This is a genomic window from Streptomyces rimosus subsp. rimosus, from assembly GCF_000720725.1.
GTDB classification, from domain to species: domain Bacteria; phylum Actinomycetota; class Actinomycetes; order Streptomycetales; family Streptomycetaceae; genus Streptomyces; species Streptomyces rimosus_A.
Map to the genome: position 1 here is coordinate 1 of NZ_JOCQ01000131.1, position 21,601 is coordinate 21,601.

Here is a 21,601-nt window from a genome sequence, read left to right on the forward strand (position 1 = left end):
TTCCAGTACTGCTCCGGACGGAAGTCCAGGCGCTGCGAGCCGAACCAGTGGCCGACGACCTTCTGGCCGCTGCTGGAGGTCACCGTGATGTGCGATTGCACATTCTTCTTGTCGGCGATCGCCTTGTCGAAGTTGAAGGACACCGGCATGCCCACACCGACGGTCTTGCCGCCGTCGGGCGTGTAGGAGCCGATGAAGCTGTTCTTCGGCGAGACCGTGGTGAAGGTGCGGTTCTCGGTGGCGGGGCGGCCCTTGCCGTCCTTGGCGTTGGCGACCAGCTTGTACTTGGTGCCGCGCTCCAGCTCCGCCGACGGCTTCCAGGAGGAACCGTCGGCGGCCATCGAGCCCTTGACCGTGGCGCCGTTGTCCGCCTGCACCAGCTTGACGTCGGTCAGCTTGCCGCCGCTGACCTCGACACCGGGGTGGAGGCCGACGTTCATGGCGCCGTCCTCGGCCGCAATCCTGATCTTGATGCCGGACGTGTCCCGGTCGTCCGCACCGCCGGCGCCACCCGGTGAGCCACCGCCCCCGCAGGCGGACAGCGCCAGCACACCCGTCACACACAGCGCCGACACGGCGAACCGCAGGGTGCCGGGCCGAGCGGGCACAGGGGAATCCGGCATTTTCACGAGAGCTCCACACCAAGAGTCGACAACGGTTCGCCAGAGCGGCAGCGGCCGACCGTACGCACCTCTCCTAAGCCCGCTTCTTATGCCGGTCCTTGTACCGGTCCTCGTGCCGGCTCCTTGTGCCGGAAACTCTGGCCAATCGTCTAGCAATCAACCGCCCGTCGGAACATCATCTTGACTGGTTCATACCAACCGGGTTGAGTACCTGCACCTGTCGATTGCGCCCGCCAAGCGGAGCGCGGTCCTCGATGCTCGTCGTGCGCCGGACCGTCCGTCGCCGATCTCACGCGGCCCTGCCGCACTGAGGAGTGATCAGGTGTTGCTGAAACAGCGTGTCGCCGCCGTGCTCTCGGCCGCCGCCTGCGCCGCCACTCTCACCGTCGCCGCGCCGTCCGCCACCGCGGCGCCCGCACCCGGTACCGCGGCACCTGCCGCGAGCTGCAACTTCACCATCTGGCAGGCCGGTAAGCCGTACGTCACCGGCAATATCGTCAAGTACACGAACGGTCAGTACTACCGGGCCACGCACGACAACCCGGGGTACGACCCGGTCATCAGCACCTGGTACTGGGAGCCGTACAACTGCGGCGGCGGAACCAACCCGTCGGGCGGCTTCGTGGTGAGCGAGGCGCAGTTCAACCAGATGTTCCCGAACAGAAACCGGTTCTATACGTACAACGGCCTGAAGGCGGCCCTGAGCGCGTATCCCGGCTTCGCCAAGACCGGGAACGACACCATCAAGAAGCGTGAGGCCGCCGCCTTCCTGGCCAACGTCGGCCATGAGACGGGCGGCCTGGTCCACGTCGTGGAGCAGGACACGAACAACTACCCGCACTACTGTGACCGGAACCGGCCGTACGGCTGTCCCGCCGGACAGGCGGCCTACTACGGGCGCGGGCCGATCCAGCTGAGCTGGAACTACAACTACAAGGCGGCGGGTGACGCGCTCGGCATCGACCTGCTGCACAACCCGAACCTGGTGCAGAACGACTCGGCCGTCGCCTGGAAGACGGGCATCTGGTACTGGATGACCCAGCGCGGCCCGGGCACGATGACGCCGCACGACGCGATCGTCAACGACCGCGGCTTCGGCGAAACCATCCGCAGCATCAACGGCTCCATGGAGTGCAACGGCAACAACCCCAACCAGGTGCAGAGCCGGATCAACTCGTACAAGAAGTTCACCCAGATCCTGGGCACGAGCACCGGCGGCAACCTGAGCTGCTGAGCCCGTTCCGACGCGGCCGGACCTCCCGCCCGCTTCGTCCGTCCCGCCCCGGCCGGACGGACGAAGCGGGCGGGCGTGTGCGGTGCCGTGGCGGCCGACTCCCGGGCGGCCGGGTCCGGGCTCCGCGTCCGGGGCGTCTCAGCGCTCCTCCAGCACCGCCCGGATCACATGCCGGGCGTTCCCCGCCATCGCCGGATTCGTCTGCCGGTAGTACGGCAGCGCGATCAGCGCCTGGGAGAGCGTACGGCCCCGGCCGCGCGCCCACGTCGCGTCGTCCACGCCCAGTGCCTCCCGGAAGACCTCGCGCGCCCCGCTCGGCAGCAGGTTCCATGCCGGGAACAGATCGCAGGCCGGGTCGCCCGTGCCCGTACACCCGAAGTCGATCACCGCGGTCAGCCTGCCGTCGTCCACCAGCAGATTGCCCGGCATCAGATCGGCGTGCAGCCACACCGGCGGGCCGTCCCAGGCCGGGGCCCGCAGGGCGTCCTCCCACACGGCGGTCACGGCGTCGCAGTCGACGCCCTCCTCCGGGATGTCGCGCAGTTTCCGGATCGCCGCCCGCGTCGACGCGTCGAGCGCGGCGACCGGCCCGCCGCGGTAGGCCGCCGGGGCCCCGGGCAGCGCGACGTCCCGCATCGCCGCCACGAACCCGGCCAGGCCCTCGGCCAGGAGTACGGGTTCGCTCAGCGCTCCCGCGACCGGGTTCTCCCCCGCCAGCCAGCGGTACACCGACCACGGCCACGGAAATCCCGCGGCGGGCTCCCCGGCCGCGAGCACTTCGGGGACGGCCGCCGGCAGCCGGGGCGCGAGACGGGGCAGCCACTCCTGTTCCAGCGACACGTCCGCGGCGCCGCCCCGCAACAGCGGCAGCCGTACGACCATGTCGTCGCCCAGCCGGAACATCGCGTTGACCGTGCCGCCGGACGGGAACCGCCGCACCGGCAGCTCCGCCCACCGCGGGAACTGCCCTGCGACCAGCCGCCGCACGAGACCGTCGTCGACCGGGTGCGGCCCGGGGTGTGTCCGCCCTGTGCTCATGGGGCGTCACCCGATCACCGGACGGCACCGTGCGTCAAACGTTTTTTCGCCCCATCCGTGCAGGTCATCAGCTGTCAGGGCCGGTTGCGGGCCCGGCTCGGCGTCCACCGCCGGACGCTCGGCGCGATCTTCACCCGCACGGGTAGGAAAGGGCGCTGCCCGCATCCGCCGCTCCGGCACCTCGGGACACTGGGGACGCAGCTCGGTGTGACGGTAGTTGAAAGTGGTGACGACTGTGACGACGGAACATGATTCGAACGACCGGGACCGGGGCCCGCTGGCGGCCGGCGTGCGCAACGAGGTGTCCGCGCCGGTCGAGGGCCACGTGGTGCAGGCCGGCGTCATCCACGGCGACGTCCATCTGCACCCCCCGCGCGAACGCCGGCCCGTACCCCACCAGCTGCCCGCCGCGCCGCGCCGCTTCACCGGCCGGGCCGGCGAACTGGCCGCACTGACCGCCGCGCTGGACGAGGCGGTGGAGTCCGGCACCACCGTGATGATCTCCGCGATCGGCGGCGCCGGAGGCATCGGCAAGACCTGGCTCGCCCTGTACTGGGCGCATCAGCACGTCGACCGCTTCCCCGACGGCCGGCTGTTCGTGGACATAAGGGGTTACAGCCCGCTCGGCGAGCCGATGCCGACGACGGAGGCGGTCCGCGGCTTCCTGAACGCCCTCGGCGTGGACCCGTCCGGCGTGCCGCCCGACCTGGACGCGCAGGTGGGGCTCTACCGCAGCCTGGTCGCCGACCGGCGCATCCTCATCGTGCTGGACAACGTCCGCGACACCGCCCACGTGGCCCCGCTGCTGCCGGGCACCCCGGCCTGCACGGTGCTGGTGACCAGCCGCCGCCACCTGGCCGGGCTGGTCACCACCCACGGCGCCCGCTCCCTGGACCTGGACGTGCTGTCCGAGGCCGAGTCCCGCCGATTGCTGATCGATCACCTGGGTGCCGATCGGGTCGCCGCCGAGCCCGAGGCGGTGGCGGAATTCCTGGCGTGCTGTGCCGGATTGCCACTGGCGCTGAGCATCGTGGCCGCCCGCGCCACCACCCACCCCGACTTCCCGCTGAGCGTGCTCGCCGAGGAGCTGCGCGACCACGCGACCCGGCTCGACGAACTGGACGCCGGCGAGATCCCGCTGAACCTGCGCGCCGCGTTCTCGTCCTCGTACCACGCGCTGTCCCCCGAGGCGGCCGTGCTGCTCGGGCTGCTCGGCCTGGCGCCGGGGCCGGACATCAGCCTTCCCGCCGCCGCCTCCCTGGCCGGGCTGCCGAAGGCCCGGACCCGCGCGCTGCTGCGGGAGCTGGAGACCGCCCACCTGGTGTCCCAGCCGACGCCCGGACGCTACCGGCTCCACGACCTGATCTGTCTCTACGCCTGCGACCAGGCCCACCGCCACCAGGCCGAGGACCACCGCGACAGCGCGCTGCGGCGGCTGGTGGAGTTCTACCTGCATACGGCCTACGCCGCTGACCAGTTGCTCGACCCGCACCGCGAGTCGGTCGTACTGGGTCCGCCCGCCCAGGGCTGCCTGCCCCACCCGCTGCGCGACAAGACCAAGGCGCTGGCGTGGCTGGACGTCGAGCACCCCTGCCTGATGGCCGCCCAGCACCTGGCCGTCGAGCGTCAGTGGCACACGCTGGTGTGGCAGCTGGCGCCGACCCTGCACACGTACCACTGGCGGCGCGGCCTCCTCGCGGATCAAGTGGCCGTCGCGCGGGCGGGCCTGACCGCTGCACAACGCCTGGGCGACCCGGCCACCCAGGCGCCGGCCCACCGCCTCCTCGCCGAATCCTGTGCCCTGGTGGGCCGGCACACCGAGGCGCTCGAACATCTCCATGAGTCCCTGACCTTGGCCGAGAACGCCCACGACCTGCCGAGCCAGGCCCATACGCACCGCGTGCTCGGCTGGTCCTGGGGGCAGCAGGGCCGCATCGGGCCCGCGCTGGACCACGCCACCCGGTCCCTGGGCCTGTTCCAGACGATCGGCGACGAGGAGTGGGAGGCCCGCGGGCTCAACCAGTCCGCCTGGTACTCCGCGCAGTTGGGCCACTATGAGCAGGCGGCGGCCTACGGTGACAAGGCGCTGCTGCTGCACCGCCGCCACGACAACGGCAACGGCGAGGCGCTGTCGCTGAGCGTCCACGCCTACCTCGGCCTGTGCACGGGCCGGTACGCCGATGTACTGGAGAACGGCCGGCGCGCCCTGGCGCTCTTCCGCGAGATCGGCAACACCTTCCACGAAGCCGTGCTCCTCGAAGGAATCGGCCAGGCGCACGCTGCCCTGGGCCGGCCCGAGAAGGCCGGTGAAGCCTGGCAGCAGGCGTTAGAGCTGTACCGGGCCCAGCACCGGTCGGAGGAGGCCGAGCGGTTGCAGCGCCAACTCGGCGAGCTCGCCGAGCGGGAGTCCGAAGATGTAGGCGGGAGCGCTCCCGCGAACGGCGGACCGCCCCGGAGCACATGAGTCCGCCCCGGAGCATGCGAGTCCGCCCCCAAATCGTCAACAATGAGCAAAAATCCGGGCGGGGCCGGAGGGCGCCCCACCGGACCCACGAAGTGCCCCGCCCCGCCGGGCGGGATGGCGGCGGAACCCCGCATTTTCCTGGGCCGTACGCCTCCTCCGGTCCGGGCGCGCCGCCGGGAAGCGGAGACTCCCCTCCCCTGCCGAACGGGTAATTCCGCCACCGGACTTCACAGGAGTTGACTTTTCAAACATCGCAATGTCTGGAAAGGATCTTGCCGCAACGGGTATCTTTCCGGCAAGGCGTCGCCATCGCGGTTCTACGGGGGACAACGAGGCGGCCCACGGGGGAACGGAACGGGGGAACTTCCAACTCTTCTGCATGCCTTGATCACCACGTGTGACCACGACTCCGCATGCGTTTTCACCGGATGAATCCGGCAGCTGCGCATGCCCGCATTCCAGCACCTTGGATTCCTGTGATAGCAGAAGAAGTGTACGACCTGATCCTGGATGATCTCTTCATCCGGGCCGACGAACTGGTACCGGGAAGCTCGGTCTTCCTGAAAATCGAGGGCCTCAATCCGGCCGGCTCGGTGAAACTCAAAACGGCCGTGGCGCTGGTCGCCGAGGCCGAGAACACCGGCCGTCCCTTTCCCGCCACCCGGCTCATCGAGTCCACCTCCGGAAATCTCGGGGTGGCGCTCGCCATGGTGTGCGCGGCGAAGGGATACGCCCTGACGTGCGTGACCGATCCCAATGCCAATGCCCAGTCCGTGCGCCTCATGGAGGCACTCGGCGCCGAGGTCGTGGTGATCGACGTACGCGACGGCAACGGCGGCTATCTGCAGTCCCGCATCAACTACATCCGCGAACGCCTGCGCCGCGAACGGAACGTGTACTGGCTGAACCAGTACGCCAATCCGGCCGGACCGCGCGCCCACCGGGACCGGACCGGGCGCGCGCTCGTCGCGGCGCTCGGTCCGATCGACCACGTGTTCATCGGCGCCGGGACGACCGGCACGCTCATGGGCTGCGCCGCGTACCTGCGCGAGCACAGCCCGGCGACCCGCGTCGTGGCGGTCGACTCCCTGGGGTCGGTCACCTTCGGCGGCCCCGCGGCCCGGCGGCACATTCCGGGGCTCGGCACCAGCCGCCGCCCGGAAATCCTGGACGAGAAGCACGTGGACGACGTGGTGCTCGTACCGGAGGCCGAGGCCGTGGAAATGTGCCGTCGCTTCGCCGAGGAGCGGGGGCTGCTGCTCGGCGGTTCCACCGGCACCGTACTGGCCGCGGTACGCAACGCGGCCCCGGACATCCCGCCGGGCAGCGTCGTCGCGGCGCTCTCCCCCGACTTCGGGGAACGGTATCTCGAAACCCTCTACGACGACGCATGGGTGGCCGAACGCTGGCCGCACCTCCTCGGCCCGGAAACGGAAATGGACCAGGCGCGCGCCTGAGAAAAGGACATTCAGCATGTTCACCTTCGACGTGGTGCCGGGCGACTCCGTACTGAAGATCCTGCGGGAGCGGCGCGGCGACGTCCTGGACATCGTCGCCCGGACCTACCGCAGTCACGAGGCCGGTGCGACGGTCAACCCGGACAGCTATTTCCTGCGGTTCCCCGAGAAGCCGGACTCGCGCATCATCGCGCTGCCCGCCTTCCTGGGCGCGGACGTCCAGCTGGCCGGCATCAAATGGATATCCAGCTTCCCGCGCAACACCGAGAACGGCGTGCCCCGCGCCTCGGCCGTGCTCGTCCTGAACGACTACGCGACGGGATATCCGATCGCGGTCCTGGAGGCCGCGAACATCAGTGCCGCCAGGACCGCGGCCTCGGCCGCCGTGGCGGCCACGGCGCTGCGCCCGGACGGCTACGAGGGCAGCCGTGTCGGCGTCGTCGGCGGCGGTGTCATCGCCCGGAACATCTGCGACTACCTGCACGCCGCCGGCTGCGCCCCGGACGCCTACGTGGTCCACGACCTGCACGAACCGTCCGCCCAGGCGCTCGCCGCGCACATCCGTGACACCCAGGCGCGCCCCGCGTCCGTCACCGCTGACCTGGAGGCCGCGCTGGACGCGGAGACCGTGGTGTTCGCCACGACCGCGCTGGAGCCGTACGTCCACCGGCAGTTCGATGCCGGGCAGCTGGTCCTGAACATCTCGCTGCGCGACCTGGCCCCCGAGGTGATCCTGGGCGCGCAGAACATCCTCGACGACGTCGAGCACTGCATGAAGGCCAATACGTCGCCCCACCTGGCCGAACAGCTCACCGGCAACCGCGACTTCGTGGCCGGGACGCTGGCCGGGGTGCTCGACCAGCAGGTGAAGCTCGCCGCGGACCGGCCGGTGATCTTCTCGCCGTTCGGGCTCGGCGTCCTCGACCTGGCCGTGGGCGCCTTCGCCCTCCAGCAGGCACGCGCCGACGGTACGGCCGTCAGCGTGCCGAACTTCTTCGGGGAGACGCGCCGGTGGTGACCTCCGAGCACACACAACGCCCGCCCGTCCTCGCGGTCATCGGCGTGGGCCCGCGCGGCCTGGGCGTCCTGGAACGCCTCGTCAGCCACTGTACGGAGCGGCCCTTCCCGGTCACCGTCCACCTTGTCGACCCGCAGCCGCCCGGGCCCGGGTTCCACCTCGCCGACCAGCCCGACCACCTGCTGCTGAACACGGTGTGCTCGCAGGTCACCGCGTTCGCCGAGCCACGCATGGTGGACGGCCCGACCGCGACGGCCGGCCCGTGCCTGTACGAGTGGTGCCGGTCGCGCGACCTGCGCCTGGCGGCCGACGGCTACACCGTACGAGAAGGCCGGGGCCGGGAGATCGAGCCCAACGACTACCTGCCCCGGCGGCTGCTGCACTCCTATCTCACCTGGGCCACCGACCGGATCCGGGCCGCGGCTCCCGCGTGCCTGCGGCTGGTGTGGCACCGTTCCACCGCGCTCGACATCCGGCCGGGCGCGGCGGAACGCGAGAGCGTCCTGCTCGCGGACGGTACGGCCATCGACACCGACGCGGTCTTCGTGACCGTGGGGCATCACTCCCTGTACCACCCGGAGCGGGCCATCGCGGAACCGCGCCTGGTGTCCCGGCCCTACCCGCTGCCCGATGTGCTCGACGGCATCGCGCCGGGTGAGCGGGTGGCCGTCCTCGGTATGGGCCTGACGGCGATGGACGTCATCGCGTCGTTGACGCTGGGGCGCGGCGGCCGGCACGAGCGGCTCTCCGCCGGGAGCGGCGGTCTGCGGTACATACCCAGCGGCCGGGAACCGCTGATCGTCCTGACGAACCGTTCGGGTCTGCCGTCCCGCAGCCGCCCGCACCTGAACCCCGGCCGACTGCGCTTCGTACCGCTCGCCCTGACCGCCGCGGAACTCGACGCGCGGCGCGCGGCCCGGCCCGGCGGCCGGCTGGACTTCGCCGAGGACGTACTGCCGCTGATCGAAGCCGAGATGGAGCTCGCCTACTACCGGGCGCTGCTCGGCGGGCAGCTGGACGACTTCGCCGGGGCGGGAGCCGAGTTCGCGCGCCGGGCCGGACGCTCCGGCTGGCGGACACTGCTGGACGAGTGTCGCGGACAGTACGGGCCGTACCCGCTGCGGGGCGTGCTCGGCGTGCGGGCGGCGGAGGGCCCGTGGGCCGACGCACGGGAGTACGCGCGGTGGTTCACCGGCCAGGTGGCGGACGACCTCGGCGAAGCCCGTACGGGACTGGGCCGCAGCCCCCTCAAGGAATCCCTGGAGGTGCTGCGCGACCACCGGGACGTGCTGCGTGCCGTCGTCGACCCGCCGGGGCTGGACGACGCCTCGCTGGACCGGTTCTTCGGCGCGTTCACCGCCACCGTCAACCGGCTGGTGATCGGTCCCCAGCTGGACCGCTCCGCCGAACTGCTCTCGCTGCTCGGCGCGGGCGTCCTGCGGCTGGGCCCCGGGCCGCGGCCCAAGGTCCTCGCGCCGTCCGGAAACGCCGCGTCCTGGCGGCTGGAGTCCACCTGCCTGGAGCGGCCCGAGACCGTCGAGGTCGATCACGTGGTGGCGGCGCATGTCGCCGAACCGCCCGCCGACCAGCTGCCCGGCTCGCTGCTCGGCGCGCTCGTCGCGGCCGGCCGGGTCGCCACCCTCGCCCGCCGCGGGGGCAGCGCCACCGGCCTGCACGTCACCCGGGACGGCCGCGGCATCGACCCCGCAGGAGGCGTGCAGCCCCGGCTGTACTTCCTCGGCCCGCACACCGAGGGCTCCAGCTACTACAACCACTACGTCCCGTCCCCCGGCGCCCCTTCGCGCGCGCTGCGGGACGCCGAACTCGCCCTGCGTACCGCACTCGACCAGCTGACTGCGAGGCCCTGATGAACGTCCGTGACACCTTCACCCCCTGGCGGCAGGACTACCGCCCGGCGACCCGCGCCGCCCAGGGCGACGGCTGGCGCTCGCCGGCCACCGGGTCCATTCCGCCGCCCATCGAACTGGGCGCGACGTTCGCGCGCGACGAGCAGTACCGTTCGCCCGCCGGGCTGGCGTACCTCCGCGACCAGGGCACGCCCGGCTATGAGCAGGTCGAGCAGGTCGTGGCGGGTCTCGAAGGCGGCCGGGACGCGCTGGTCTTCTCCTCCGGCATGGCCGCCGCGACCTCGGTGTTCCAGGTGCTGCCCGCCGGTGCGCGGGTCGTGGTGCCGCGGACCATGTACTTCGGGCTCACCAAGTGGCTGGCCGAGTTCGGCGGTCCGCGCGGGCTCGATGTCGTGCATGTGCCGATGGACGACCTGGACGCGGTGGCCGCGGCGGTGGCGGCGGCGCCGACCGCGCTGCTGTGGGCGGAGTCCCCGGCGAACCCGACCTGGCTGGTGACCGACCTCGCGGCCTGCGCCGACATCGCGCACCGCGCCGGGGCGCTGTTTGCCGTGGACAACACCGTGCCGACGCCGGTGCACACCCGGCCCTTCGAGCTGGGCGCCGACCTGATCATGCACTCCGGCACCAAGTACCTCAACGGCCACACGGACGTGGTGGCCGGCTTCCTCGTCGCCGCGCCCGGACCGGACGGCGCGGCGGCCGAGGCCCGGGAGGCGCTGTGGGAGCGGCTGCGCCTGCACCGCAGGCTCACCGGCCCGATCCTCGGCACGCTGGAGACGTACCTGCTGATGCGCGGCATCCGTACGCTCTTCCCGCGCATGCGGCAGATATCGGCCACCGCGCAGGCGCTGGCCGAGCACTTCGCCGACCATCCGCACGTCAGCCGGGTCGCGTACCCGGGGCTGCCCACCGATCCCGGTCACCTGATCGCCGCACGGCAGATGCGCGGCGGCTTCAGTGGCATGCTGTCCCTGCACGTCGACGGCGACTGGCAGCGTTCTCTGCGTACGGCGGAGAACTGCGAACTCTTCATCCGGGCAACGTCCCTGGGCGGGGTGGAGAGTCTGGTGGAACACCGCTACACCTTCGAGGGACCGGGCAGCACCTCCCCGAAGGACATGATCCGCCTGTCCATCGGCCTCGAAGATGCGGCCGATCTCGTGGCCGACCTGGAACAGGCACTGGAACGCGCCGCAAAGGAAGAGCGTTGAGTTCGGACACCACAAGCTCGGGCACCACCTCCCACGTCCAGCCGACCGGCACCCCTCCCCAGGAAGGGCCGCCGGGCGGCTCCGCCACCGGTGGCCCGCCACCGGACGGCGCGCCGGCGGCACGGCCGAGGCTGTTCCGCGACGCCTCGCTGTCGGCCGTGCTCGCCGGATTCGTGGCCGTGGTGGTGTCCTACTCGGGGCCGCTGGTCATCGTGCTGGCGGCCGCCAACGCGGGCCATCTGGACCGCGCCCAGACCAGTTCCTGGGTGTGGGCCATCTCCATCGGCAGCGGGATCACCTGCATCGCGCTCAGTCTGCGCACCCGCATGCCGGTCATCACCGCCTTCTCGACCCCCGGCGCCGCGCTCCTGGTCACCAGCCTGGGCGCGTATTCGTACGCGGAGGCCATCGGCGCCTTCCTCGTCACCGGGGCCGTCATCACCCTCGTCGGGCTGACGGGCGTGTTCGGGCGGCTGATGCGGCAGGTGCCGACGGCGGTGGTGTCCGCGATGCTCGCGGGCATCCTGTTCTCGTTCGGCACCGGGGTGTTCACGTCGCTGAAGACCGCGCCGTGGATCGCCGGTGCGGTCCTGGTGGTGTACCTGCTGGCCAAGCGCTGGATCGCGCGGTACGCGGTGCTGCTGGCGCTGGCCGCCGGGGTGGTGTGCAGCGCGGTCACCTCGCGGCTGGACATCCACGTCGACCACATCGAGCTGGCCAAGCCGGTGTTCACCACCCCGGCGTTCTCGGCGGGCTCGCTCATCGGCATCGCCGTACCGATGATCCTGGCCACCCTGGCGTCGCAGAACGCGCCCGGCATGGCGGTGCTCAGCGCCTCCGGATACGAGCCCAAGGACCGGCTGCTGATCGGCTCGACGGGCCTGGCGTCCACGGCGCTGGCGCCGTTCGGCTCGCACGCGATCAACCTCGCGGCGATCACCGCGGCGATCTGCACCGGTCCCGAAGCGCACCGCGACCCGCGCCGCCGGTACGTGGCCGGTGTCTCCTGCGGCTTCTTCTACCTCCTGATCGGCGCGTTCGGCTCGACGCTCGTGGTGCTGTTCGCGGGCCTGCCCAAGGAGCTGGTCGCCGCCGTGGCCGGTGTCGCGCTGTTCGGCGCGCTGGCCGGGGGCCTGACCGGCGCGGTCAAGGAGGAGAAGGACCGCGAGGCGGCGCTGATCACGTTCCTCGCCACGGCTTCCGGCGTCACCATCGCGGGGATCGGCTCGGCGTTCTGGGGCCTGGTCTTCGGCGTGGCGGCGCACCTCGTGCTGACGCGGATGCGTGGGGAGCGGAAGACGGCGGCGTAGCGTCCGCCTCGGCAGGGCGGTCGGTGGGTGGTGCGCGGGCGCACATGTGGATGCGGGGCGTACGTACGGCCCGCGCACCACCGCCGTGCACCCGCACACCCGGCCGCCGCCCTGGCCCGCGAGGCGCTCTGGCCGTAAGGGCGCCGCGATCTCATCATGGGTCCCATGGGAGACGACCACGACAGCACACTCCTCGAAGACGCCCGGCGGCTCCTGCCCCGGATCACCGCCGTACGCCGCGAGATCCACCACGCGCCGGAGCTGGGCACCACCCTGCCCCGCACCCAGCAGACCGTGCTGCGCGAGCTGTCCGGCCTGCCGCTGTCCGTCGTCCCCGGCGACCGGCTCACCTCCGTCACCGCCACACTGACCGGCGCACGCCCCGGCCGGACGATCCTGCTGCGCGCCGACATGGACGCCCTGCCGCAGACCGAGGAGACCGGCCTCGACTTCGCCTCCGCCACGCCGGGCGTCATGCACGCCTGCGGGCACGACACGCACACCGCCATGCTGCTCGTCGCGGCCCGGCTGCTCGCCGCGCGCAGGGAGCGGCTACCGGGCCGGGTGGTGTTCATGTTCCAGCCGGCCGAGGAGATCTGCGAGGGCGCGCTGCCCATGATCGAGGACGGGGTGCTGGAGACGCCGGAGGGCCGCCCCGTGGACGCGGCGTTCGCCCTGCACATCACCACCCGGCACCCGTCCGGCACCGTCCATCTGCGGCCCGGCCCGCAGTCGGCCGCCGCGGACCGGCTCCTGATCACCGTACGCGGCCGGGGCGCGCACGCCGCCGCGCCGTACCGGGGCCTCGATCCGGTCCCGGTGGCCTGCGAGGTCGTCCAGGCCCTGCAGACGATGGTGACGCGTACGGTCAACGTCTTCGAGCCGGCGGTGCTCAGCGTCACCCGCATCACGGCCGGTACGGCGTCCAACATCATCCCCGACACGGCGGAGATCTCCGGCACCTTCCGCACCCTGTCCGACGCCACCCGCAAGACGGTCCGCGACGGCATCCTGCGGGTGGCCGACGGGGTGGCGGCGGCACACGGCCTGACCGCCGACGTGGAACTGCCGGACGTCACGCCGGTGGTGAGCAACGACCCGGACTTCACCGGCCTGGTCACCCGCGCGGCAACCGCCCTGCTCGGCCCGGAGCGGGTCCGTCCGCTACCGCACCCGATCATGGGCGCGGAGGACTTCGCCTTCGTACTGCAACGCGTTCCGGGAGCCATGGCGTTCCTCGGCGCCTGCCCGCCCGGCCGGACGGCGGGTCAGGTGCCCGACAACCACTCCAGCCGGGTCGTGTACGACGAGGCGGCCTTGGCCGTGGGGGCGGCGGTGCACGCGGCGGTGGCCGTGGAGTGCCTCCGGGGGTAGCCGGGCGTACGGCCCGCGGACGGCCTGGCGGCCACTACCCGCCCAGCACCTTGGCCACATGCGCCGCCAGATCCGCCCGCACGCGTTCGCCCGTCATGCCTTCCGTACCGGCCAGATGCTCCACCAGGTCGGCGCGGGTGGCGGCCAGCAGGGCGTGCGCCGTGAAGCCGCTGTCGGCGTGACCGGGAATGCGGTCCAGCGTCTGCCGCAAGGTGGCGTGCCACCACTGGTAGTACTCCGTCCGGTACGGGCTGCCGCTGCCGGCCTCCTCCAGCGCCAGGGAGAGGTGCCGGTTGGCCAGCTTGAATTCGAGGACGGCGTCGAGCAGGGCCGGGACGCGTTCGCGCGGCGGCGTGCCGGGCCCGAGCGGCGCCGGGCCCTCCTCGACGGCCTGGCGCAGGGGCTCGATCCGCGCCTCGACGACCGCCCGGATCAGGCCGGTGCGGTCACCGAAGCGGCGGAAGAGCGTGCCCTTGCCCACCCCGGCCGCCGCCGCCACGTCGTCCATGGACACGCCCCGGGGACTGTCGCTGCGGGCGAAGAGGTCGTCGGCGGCGGCCAGTACGGCCTCCCGGTTGCGTACGGCGTCCACGCGTTCCTTGCGTGCGCGCGCGGCCTCGTTGCTGGTCACCACGTCACCTCTGGCTAATCGGACCGACAGTCCGTATATTTAAACGGACCCACGGTCCACATCGTAGAGGAAGGGGCTCCCCATGCCCGATTCCGCAACCGCCGTAACCACCGCTTCCGTATCCGTCGATTCCGTATCCGTACCGTCCGTGCGGCGCCCCGCACCCGACCGCCCTTACGGTCTCCTCTCCCCGGCCGACCTGTTCCACCACGCCACGCGCCTGCTGCTGGCCAAGGACATGGACGGCTGGATCGCTCTGTGCGCCGACGACGTGCTGGTCGAGTTCCCGTTCGCGCCGCCCGGCTATCCGACGCAGTTGGTGGGCCGGGCGGCGCTGGCCGACTACCTGGGCGACTACACGGAGCACATCGACCTCCGCGACATCCCGCACCTGAAGATCCACCTGACCGACGACCCGAACACCGTCATCGCCGAGATGCAGGCCACCGGCCGCGTCGTGGCCACCGGCGTTCCTTACGAACTCGCCTACATCGTCGTCCTGACGGCCGAGCACGGCCGCATCACCCGCTACCGCGACTACTGGAACCCGCTCGCCGTACCGGCTTCCATGAACGCGGCGAAGTCGTCGCCCACCGCACGATGAGGAACGAACCCATGACCACGCCTCAGACCGCCACACAGCCTCCAGTCGTCCTGGTCATCGGCGCTTCCGGTACCACCGGCAGCCGGGTGGCGGCCCAACTGGCCGCACTGGGCTGCGAGGTCCGGGCCGCGAGCCGCCGGACGGCTCCGGCGGAAGGGGCCGGGCGGGCGACTCCTTTGGACAGCGTCCGGCGGGCGACTCCGTGGGACGGTGCCCGTCGGACGACTCCGCAGGACGGCATCCGGCCGGTCCGCTTCGACTGGTACGCCCCGTCCACCCACGCCGAGGCCCTGCGCGGCGCGGATGCCCTCTACCTCGTACCGCCCGTCGGCGACCGGGACCCGGCGGCCGTCATGCTGCCCTTCCTCGGCCGGGCCCGCGCAGCCGGGGTACGGCGCGTGGTGCTGCTCAGCTCCTCGGCCATCCCCCGGGGAGGCCCGGCCGTCGGCCGTGTGCACGACGCGCTTCCCGGGCTGTTCGTCGAGTGGGCCGTGCTGCGGCCGTCGTGGTTCATGCAGAACTTCACCGGCGGACACCTCCACGCCCGCAGCATCCGTTCGGACGGCATGATCGCCACCGCGACCGATGACGGCCGCGTCGGGTTCGTGGACGCCGACGACATCGCGGCCGTCGCCGCACGCGCCCTGACCGACCCGACCGCGCCCAACACCGACCTGGTGCTCACCGGTCCCGAAGCCCTGAGCTACGACGCGGTGGCCGCCGTGATCACCCAGGTCACCGGCAGGCCCGTGACCCACCGACGGCTCACCCACCAGCAGCTGTGCGACCACCTGGCCGACGACACGCCCGCGGACTTCGCCGCGCTGCTGGCCGACCTGGACCGTTCCATCGCCGACGGGGCGGAGGACCGCACCACCGACACGGTCGAGCGGATGACCGGCCGGCCGCCCAGGAGCTTCGCCGACTTCGCGGAGGCGGAGATGGTGGAGGTGGCAGGGGTGGCGGGAACGGTGGAGGTGCGCTAGGGACGCAGGAGGCGGGTGGGGTTCATCTCCATGGGCGGCCATGGATGTGTCTTATTGGATTGCCGCCGACCGGCCCGGTCGGATAAGAAGCTCGCATGCTACGAGGCGACAAGATCGGGCTGCGGGCCCGGCACGAGGACGACATCCCGATCCTGCGGACCGAGCTCTACGACGACGTGGTCAACTCCGCGCGGGCCGAGGGCGGGCCATGGCGGCCGATCACGCCCGGCTCGAAGGACCCGCGGCTCGTGGTGGACGACAAGGACCAGGGGCATGTCCCGTTCTCCGTGGTGGAGCTGGACGGCGGCACGCTGATCGGCACCGCGACGCTGTGGGACATCGACAACCACAACCGGTCCGCGCACATCGGGCTGGGACTGCTGCCGGCCTGTCGCGGCAAGGGCTACGGCACGGACGTGGTCGCGGCGCTGTGCCACTACGGTTTCGTCGTACGCGGCCTGCAGCGCCTGCAGATCGAGACGCTGTCGGACAACACCGCGATGCTGCGCTCCGCCGAGCGCAACGGCTTCGTCCGTGAGGGCGTGCTGCGCTCCTCGGCCTGGGTGATGGGCGAGTTCCTGGACGAGGTACTGCTCGGGCTGCTCGTCCAGGACTGGAAGCAGGAGTCGACGGCCTAGCGTCGTGGGCCGGTCGGGCCCCGGCCGTGACCGCCTCGAAGGCCGGTACGTCGTCGGTCCGGTCGAAGGCCGGTACGCCTCGAAGGCCGGTACGTCATCGGTCTGGCCGGCGGTGACATGCACAGCGAGCGACCGCGCCCGGCTGTCGCCGGCCAACCCGCCAAGCGGACCTTGTGCTCAGGCGGCCGAAAAGGCGTCTGAGCTGCGCCCGCCCCACCCTTACGTCGTCGGCCTCATCCGATCTGGGCGCCTGTCGCCGCCAGGGCTTTGGTGACCGGCTGGAAGAAGGTCTCCCCGCCCTGCGTGCAGTCACCGCTGCCGCCGGAGGTCAGTCCCACGGCGGCGTCCGCGGCGAACATCGCCCCGCCGCTGTCACCGGGCTCCGCGCACACGTCCGTCTGTATCAGCCCGTTGACGATGTCGCCGTTGCCGTAATTCACCGTGGCGTTCAAGCCGGTGACGGTTCCGTCCGACACCCCGGTCGTACTGCCCGAGCGCTGCACCCGCATCCCCACCGCGGCCTCCGCGGCCCGCGATATCCGCTGTGTGCCGCCGTTCTGCAGATCGACCGCGCTCTCCGGCCGGGCGCCCGGATCGTCGTACTTCACCAGAGCGAAGTCGCTCTCGGGGAACTGGGCGTCGGCCACCGTACCCAGTTGCCGCGCCCCCGCCTGATCGGCCGACCAGGTCGCGGAAGCCTTGCCGCAGTGCCCCGCCGTCAGAAACGCCGGAGCGCCCTGAACGGTGACGTTGAACCCCAGCGAACACCGAGCGTTCCCCCCGAAGATGGCACTGCCCCCCACGGGCAACCCACCACCCGCGTCCCCGCCACCATCTCCTCCCCCACTGCCATTGCCACTGCCATTGCCACTGCCACCGACCCCACCCTCAGCGCTCCCTCCGATCCCGCCGCCGTCGTAGCGCCGGAACTCCCCCGACGACCGCCGCACGCTCGCCACACCACTGCCCAGCTTCTCGACGGCCCTGGTGAGGGTGGCCAGCTTCTCGCCGGTGACCGTGCGATCGGCGGTCACCGAGACGCGGTTCGTACGCGGGTCGATGGACCACGCGGTACCGGGTATGGCCGCACTGTTGCCCAACGACCGGGTAGCAGCTTGGAGTTCGCCCATGCTGTTTCGTACGACCCTCGCCACCGCCCCTTCCGCTTCGACCCGCCCCGCATCCTCCGCCGACAGCACGTTCATGACGAGCTGCCCTTTCCCGCTGTCGAGATACCAGCCCGCCGTCCGGTCGGCCCCCAGGTCGGCCTTGAGCGACGACGCGACCCGCGCAGCCGACTCGGAGGAGAAGGTGCGCAGCGGCCGGGGCCGCTCCGGACTCGCGTTGGCCTGGGGCAGCACGATCGCCGCCGCGAGGAGCGCGGCCGCCGCACCGCCGACGAGAACGCCGGTCCGCTTGTTGACATGCCGATGGTTCTTGCTCACGTATCGGTGGCTCACTTCACTGACCTCCAGCTGGGCCACAGGGAGAGCACACAGGAGGGAGCGGGTGGTGCCGCGGTCGGCTCCCGTGCACGGTGGGCACCCAGTTCTACGAAGGCCACAGCGACCCGGCTCAACCCTCCTCGTAACGCGATGAATTCCGCCCCTTCAGCACACCGCCCCCTTACACTGCCCCGGCCCCCTCCTCACTGACGCCTATCGCTCAGCGGCCTCCAGGAGTATTCGTGTCAGTTCACCCGGCGCGGAGAACATCGACCAGTGCCCTGCCTCCAGTCCGACCAGCCGCCACTTCTCGCTGGTCAGCATCTTGGCCACGGCCGGGATCGGCTCGGGGCCGGCCAGCGCGCACTTGATGTACGTCGCCGGAAGCTCGGCGAGCGGCCCGGAAGTCCGGCCGGCCGGAGATGAACGACTCACCGTGGGCCGGTATGTCGGAGTCGATGAATATGACACGGCTCAGCCGCTCACCGATCCGCTCGGCGGCCTGGCCGCCGGGAAAGCCCGACAGCGTCAGCGGATACGCGCCGCGGCCCGCCGCGCGCAAGAGCAGGACCACCTCGCCCCACGCCCACGCCCCGAGCCACGCGCCCGCGACAAGTACGAAGTTCACCATGCCCGAACCGTAGCCGAGGGGTCTGACAATGCCCTCGGCCAGCGTCGGCCGGCCGTGAAGCACCGAAGACAGGAGCCGCCCGGCGCCGCCCAGCCCCTGGCCCCGTACCCCAGCCCCAGGCCTACAAGTTGTCGCCCCACCCACCCTGGATCATGGTCTGGAACGCCCATTTCCCAGCACGGCGGATCAGGATGTCGGCATACCGCAACTGCTGGGACTCCCCCGCCTGCGTCATGGTCGAGTCCGTGAAGACCACGGCCATCGAGGCGGAAAGGAACACGGGCGTCCGGGTTGACTCGAAGGTGATGTCCTCGTTTCCCTCGCCCATGACATGGGTCATCGTCGCGACGAACTGTTCGCGGTCCCACTGCGCCGAGCGACCGTTGCCCGCCGCATCGTCGCTCACGAGGTTCAGCGGGAACACCGCCATGTCCGCCATACGCTCAACGTTCCGCTTCGCGCTCTGCGCGTCGTACTCCGCGAACCAGGCATCCAGGCTCGCGCGGTCCTCATCGGTCGGCACGTACCCGGTGTCAGGCAGAAAGGTCACGCGAACTTCTCCTCAAGTCCTCGGTCACACACCCATCAGGCATGGCTGCGCGAAGAAGAAAGTACGCACCCATACATCACTAGTCAAGCTTGATTAGCCGCCTATCGGCGAACGCGCCCATATCAACGACCGGCCAGGTCCACGGGCGCGCCCACTTGAGCCACGGGCTACGGGCTACGACTCACGAAGCCCGCAGCCCGCAGCCCGCTCAGCCAATGACGAAAGGAAGCTTCGCGGCCAACTCTCCCAATGCGGCCTTCTCCGTATCGGTCGGGGTGCGTCGCCCCGTGCCGATCAGCAGTGCGTCCTTGTCGGAGAACGACGACGGGAACACGGCACCGGCGATCTTTTCCAGCATTTCCCGTGTTCGGGCCAGGCCCTCGGCGGGCGGTTCCGCCGCGCCCGGGAGGTGGGCGATCAAATCGAGGTGGTGCAGGGTCCATTCCAGGACGTACGCGGAGAGGTAGTCGCCCGCGGTGAGCACGACGTCGCGGGTGCCGACCCGGGCCGCGGGGTCCGCGAGGTCGGCGGCGCGGCCGGCGGCGGAACCGAGGTCGTCCAGGTGGAACTTGAGCAGCGCCGGGTCCTCGTACGCGGCGGCCAGGCGGACGATCAGCGCGTCGAGCGGGTCGTCACCGGTCGGTGGCGTATCGGCGACCTCCCAGTAGGTCACCGCGTCGCGGGTCGGTTCCGTATCGGCGGGGGTGGCAAGGGTGATCAGGACGTCCTGAGCGTCGATGATCAGGTGGCACACCAGGTCCCGTACGAGCCAGCCGGCGCAGCCCGACGGCCGCGCGAAGTCCTCGTCCGAGAGCTCGGCGACCGCGGTGCGCAGCGCTGCCCAAGAGCGTGAGAAGAGATCCACGGCCGCAAGCTAGCAGCGCCCGGCATCCGCCGCGACCGGATTTCGTCCACCCCTGCGCGAGGCGCGGGGGCAGCGGTGGCGGGCGCGTGTCCGAGGTTGCTGTTGTGCTCGGCTCCGTCGGGAAGCCGAGCACAACAGCGGTTCGCCGAGCACAACAGCGGCGCCCCGAGCACAACAGCGGTTGGCCGAGCACAACGGCGACTTAATGCGTTCAGGTGCGCTTCTTATTCATCCTGCGCTCCTTGGCCGCCGCGCGGCGCGCCTCCTCCTGCTCCCACAATTCCTTGAACTCCAGCGTCCGCTCGTCGAGTTCGAGCGGCTCGTCCTCTTCCTTCCACAGTCCCTGGTCCTTCAGCTGCTGGGTGTGCACCTCCACAGGAGGCTGCGGGTCGAAGTCGCTGGGCCGCGGCCCCTCCGGGCCACTGGGGCCGACCCGAACCAGCCGCTCGACCCGCGTAATACGGAACCGGCGCCCATCGACGCTCAGTCCGTTGCTGCGCTTCTCGTCCAGCGCGTCGGCCGCTCGCGCGTACTCCGCCCGCTTCTCTTCCGACAGCCTCATATTGAACGGCGCCATCACCCGGAGCCATGCGGCCAGTCCGTCCCTGGCCCCTTGCGGGGTGGAATCCGACGCTCCCGGATTCTGCGCCCTCCACTGCCCGTCCACCCGTTCCGAGGTCATGAACACCGCGGGCAACAACACACCGCCCGGGTATTTCTCGGCGGCGCGCAGGGCATCGACGCGCACCTCCGGGGGTGTATTGGGAGAACCCCCGACGAAGTGGACGAGATCGAGTTTCAGAAGGCCGTCGGACAGGCCGGTACTGACATACGGATCGACGACGAATCCCTTGGTGCGGGACGGCACGCGAAGTGCCTCGCCGACCTCCGCCGGGTCGGGATCGGAGGGACGGGGCGGTTCGGGGCCACTACGGCCCATGCGGATGAATTTCGACGCGCGTACGATACGGAACCGCTCGCCACGGACACTGATCTCGTCGACGACCTCCCGGTCCATGCGCAACGCCGCCGCCATCCACACCTTCTGCGCCGCCGCGTCACCGCTTTCGTCGGCCCGTTTGGCCCGCAGGCGGAAGTGTGATCCCAGGGAGTCCCTGGCCCCCTGCGGTTCGCTGGCGCCGTGCTCGGACAGTTCCCAACCGCCGGTATCGCACTCCTTCGCATGGAAGAACTCCGCCAGCCCCACCCCCAGAAGTTCCGGATAGCGCTCGCGCGCCTGCCACGCCTCCAGGTCCGCCAGCGCGGCGATGGGCCCGTCCTGCGGGGCCACCCGGAAGGTCAGGTAGCCGGGCACCCTGTCCTCGTAACCGTTCATGCACCGAATGTGCCGGAAGCGGCGACGGCTCCGCCGGAAAACCGGAGAAACAACCCGGTCGCGCATGGCGAACGTGCAGGTGTGTGATATGGGCACAAAGGAGTTCGGGAGCGATGGGCCGAACCGCTCCGCGCGAAGGCTACGCGGCGTGAGCGGACAGCGAGGCCGAGCAAGCCGGGGCGATCAGGGCGGTCGGCGCACCGTGTCCACTGAAGGCCTGCCCCCTGACGCTCGTACCGCACGCAGGCGTACCTCACCCCCGTACCGCACGCGGCAGGCACCACAGGCGCCACCCCCGCGCCCCACCCCTACCTC

Annotated in this window: 18 protein-coding genes and 1 pseudogene; 11 read left to right on the forward strand and 8 right to left on the reverse strand. The window is 71.1% G+C overall.

Annotated features, from left to right (window positions below):
* Nucleotides 1-623 (reverse strand): Ig-like domain-containing protein (locus IH45_RS0138150; RefSeq protein WP_234440832.1); only part of this gene is annotated, 623 nt, incomplete at its 3' end.
* A gap of 322 nt (nucleotides 624-945) precedes the next feature.
* On the opposite strand from IH45_RS0138150, the gene IH45_RS0138155 reads away from it, so the two are divergent.
* Entirely contained in the window at nucleotides 946-1,857 is a 912-nt protein-coding gene (locus IH45_RS0138155; RefSeq protein WP_394298739.1) for a glycoside hydrolase family 19 protein, read from the forward strand.
* 138 nt (nucleotides 1,858-1,995) lie between these two features.
* On the opposite strand, the gene IH45_RS0138160 is transcribed toward IH45_RS0138155, so the two are convergent.
* On the reverse strand, nucleotides 1,996-2,895 hold the full coding sequence (locus IH45_RS0138160; protein ID WP_030679988.1) for an aminoglycoside phosphotransferase family protein: 900 nt from the start codon (nucleotides 2,893-2,895) through the stop codon (nucleotides 1,996-1,998).
* Between the two features lie 235 nt (nucleotides 2,896-3,130).
* Here IH45_RS0138160 and IH45_RS0138165 point away from each other — a divergent pair, with 235 nt between their 5' ends.
* From IH45_RS0138165 to IH45_RS0138195, 7 genes are all read left to right on the forward strand, one after another.
* Nucleotides 3,131-5,359, forward strand: a complete 2,229-nt coding sequence (locus IH45_RS0138165; protein WP_030679991.1) for a tetratricopeptide repeat protein — start codon at nucleotides 3,131-3,133, stop codon at nucleotides 5,357-5,359.
* A 491-nt stretch (nucleotides 5,360-5,850) separates the two neighbouring features.
* Entirely contained in the window at nucleotides 5,851-6,816 is a 966-nt protein-coding gene (gene sbnA / locus IH45_RS0138170) for a 2,3-diaminopropionate biosynthesis protein SbnA (protein WP_199810768.1), read from the forward strand.
* A gap of 16 nt (nucleotides 6,817-6,832) precedes the next feature.
* Nucleotides 6,833-7,834: a 2,3-diaminopropionate biosynthesis protein SbnB gene (sbnB, locus tag IH45_RS0138175; protein ID WP_030679997.1), complete on the forward strand. Its 1,002-nt coding sequence runs from the start codon at nucleotides 6,833-6,835 to the stop codon at nucleotides 7,832-7,834.
* On the forward strand, nucleotides 7,831-9,702 hold the full coding sequence (locus IH45_RS0138180) for an FAD/NAD(P)-binding protein (protein ID WP_234440833.1): 1,872 nt from the start codon (nucleotides 7,831-7,833) through the stop codon (nucleotides 9,700-9,702). Before sbnB ends, IH45_RS0138180 begins: the two co-directional genes overlap by 4 nt.
* Nucleotides 9,702-10,916: a trans-sulfuration enzyme family protein gene (locus IH45_RS0138185; protein WP_030680004.1), complete on the forward strand. Its 1,215-nt coding sequence runs from the start codon at nucleotides 9,702-9,704 to the stop codon at nucleotides 10,914-10,916. The genes IH45_RS0138180 and IH45_RS0138185 overlap by 1 nt, the downstream gene beginning before the upstream one ends.
* Entirely contained in the window at nucleotides 10,913-12,226 is a 1,314-nt protein-coding gene (locus IH45_RS0138190; protein WP_078897981.1) for a benzoate/H(+) symporter BenE family transporter, read from the forward strand. Before IH45_RS0138185 ends, IH45_RS0138190 begins: the two co-directional genes overlap by 4 nt.
* 165 nt (nucleotides 12,227-12,391) lie before the next feature.
* Complete coding sequence (locus IH45_RS0138195; RefSeq protein WP_107058799.1) at nucleotides 12,392-13,600, forward strand: M20 metallopeptidase family protein; 1,209 nt, start codon at nucleotides 12,392-12,394, stop codon at nucleotides 13,598-13,600.
* 34 nt (nucleotides 13,601-13,634) lie between these two features.
* Here IH45_RS0138195 and IH45_RS0138200 read toward each other — a convergent pair whose 3' ends face one another.
* On the reverse strand, nucleotides 13,635-14,231 hold the full coding sequence (locus IH45_RS0138200) for a TetR/AcrR family transcriptional regulator (protein ID WP_030680014.1): 597 nt from the start codon (nucleotides 14,229-14,231) through the stop codon (nucleotides 13,635-13,637).
* A gap of 82 nt (nucleotides 14,232-14,313) precedes the next feature.
* Here IH45_RS0138200 and IH45_RS01000000144565 point away from each other — a divergent pair, with 82 nt between their 5' ends.
* The 3 genes from IH45_RS01000000144565 to IH45_RS0138215 all read left to right on the forward strand — a co-directional run bounded on the left by IH45_RS01000000144565 (nucleotide 14,314) and on the right by IH45_RS0138215 (nucleotide 16,459).
* Nucleotides 14,314-14,835 (forward strand): nuclear transport factor 2 family protein, encoded by a 522-nt coding sequence (locus tag IH45_RS01000000144565; RefSeq protein WP_030680016.1) that lies wholly within the window; start codon nucleotides 14,314-14,316, stop codon nucleotides 14,833-14,835.
* 11 nt (nucleotides 14,836-14,846) lie between these two features.
* Nucleotides 14,847-15,821 carry an NmrA family NAD(P)-binding protein gene (locus IH45_RS0138210; protein WP_030680018.1) on the forward strand — a complete coding sequence of 325 codons (975 nt, stop codon included), beginning with the start codon at nucleotides 14,847-14,849 and terminating at the stop codon, nucleotides 15,819-15,821.
* A gap of 95 nt (nucleotides 15,822-15,916) precedes the next feature.
* Nucleotides 15,917-16,459 carry a GNAT family N-acetyltransferase gene (locus tag IH45_RS0138215; protein ID WP_030680030.1) on the forward strand — a complete coding sequence of 181 codons (543 nt, stop codon included), beginning with the start codon at nucleotides 15,917-15,919 and terminating at the stop codon, nucleotides 16,457-16,459.
* Between the two features lie 233 nt (nucleotides 16,460-16,692).
* On the opposite strand, the gene IH45_RS0138220 is transcribed toward IH45_RS0138215, so the two are convergent.
* From IH45_RS0138220 to IH45_RS0138240, 5 genes and pseudogenes are all read right to left on the reverse strand, one after another.
* The gene (locus tag IH45_RS0138220) at nucleotides 16,693-17,904 is read right to left on the reverse strand and encodes a S1 family peptidase (protein ID WP_050515473.1); all 1,212 of its coding nucleotides are present in this window, start codon (nucleotides 17,902-17,904) and stop codon (nucleotides 16,693-16,695) included.
* A 213-nt stretch (nucleotides 17,905-18,117) separates the two neighbouring features.
* Nucleotides 18,118-18,535: pseudogene (locus IH45_RS0138225) on the reverse strand (hypothetical protein).
* Between the two features lie 121 nt (nucleotides 18,536-18,656).
* A complete protein-coding gene (locus tag IH45_RS0138230) occupies nucleotides 18,657-19,085 on the reverse strand; it encodes a hypothetical protein (RefSeq protein WP_030680035.1) in 429 nt (142 codons plus the stop codon).
* Nucleotides 19,086-19,293: 208 nt separating this feature from the next.
* A complete protein-coding gene (locus IH45_RS0138235) occupies nucleotides 19,294-19,950 on the reverse strand; it encodes a maleylpyruvate isomerase N-terminal domain-containing protein (RefSeq protein ID WP_030680037.1) in 657 nt (218 codons plus the stop codon).
* Between the two features lie 211 nt (nucleotides 19,951-20,161).
* A complete protein-coding gene (locus IH45_RS0138240) occupies nucleotides 20,162-21,286 on the reverse strand; it encodes a DUF5954 family protein (protein ID WP_030680039.1) in 1,125 nt (374 codons plus the stop codon).
* Nucleotides 21,287-21,601 lie beyond the last annotated feature (315 nt).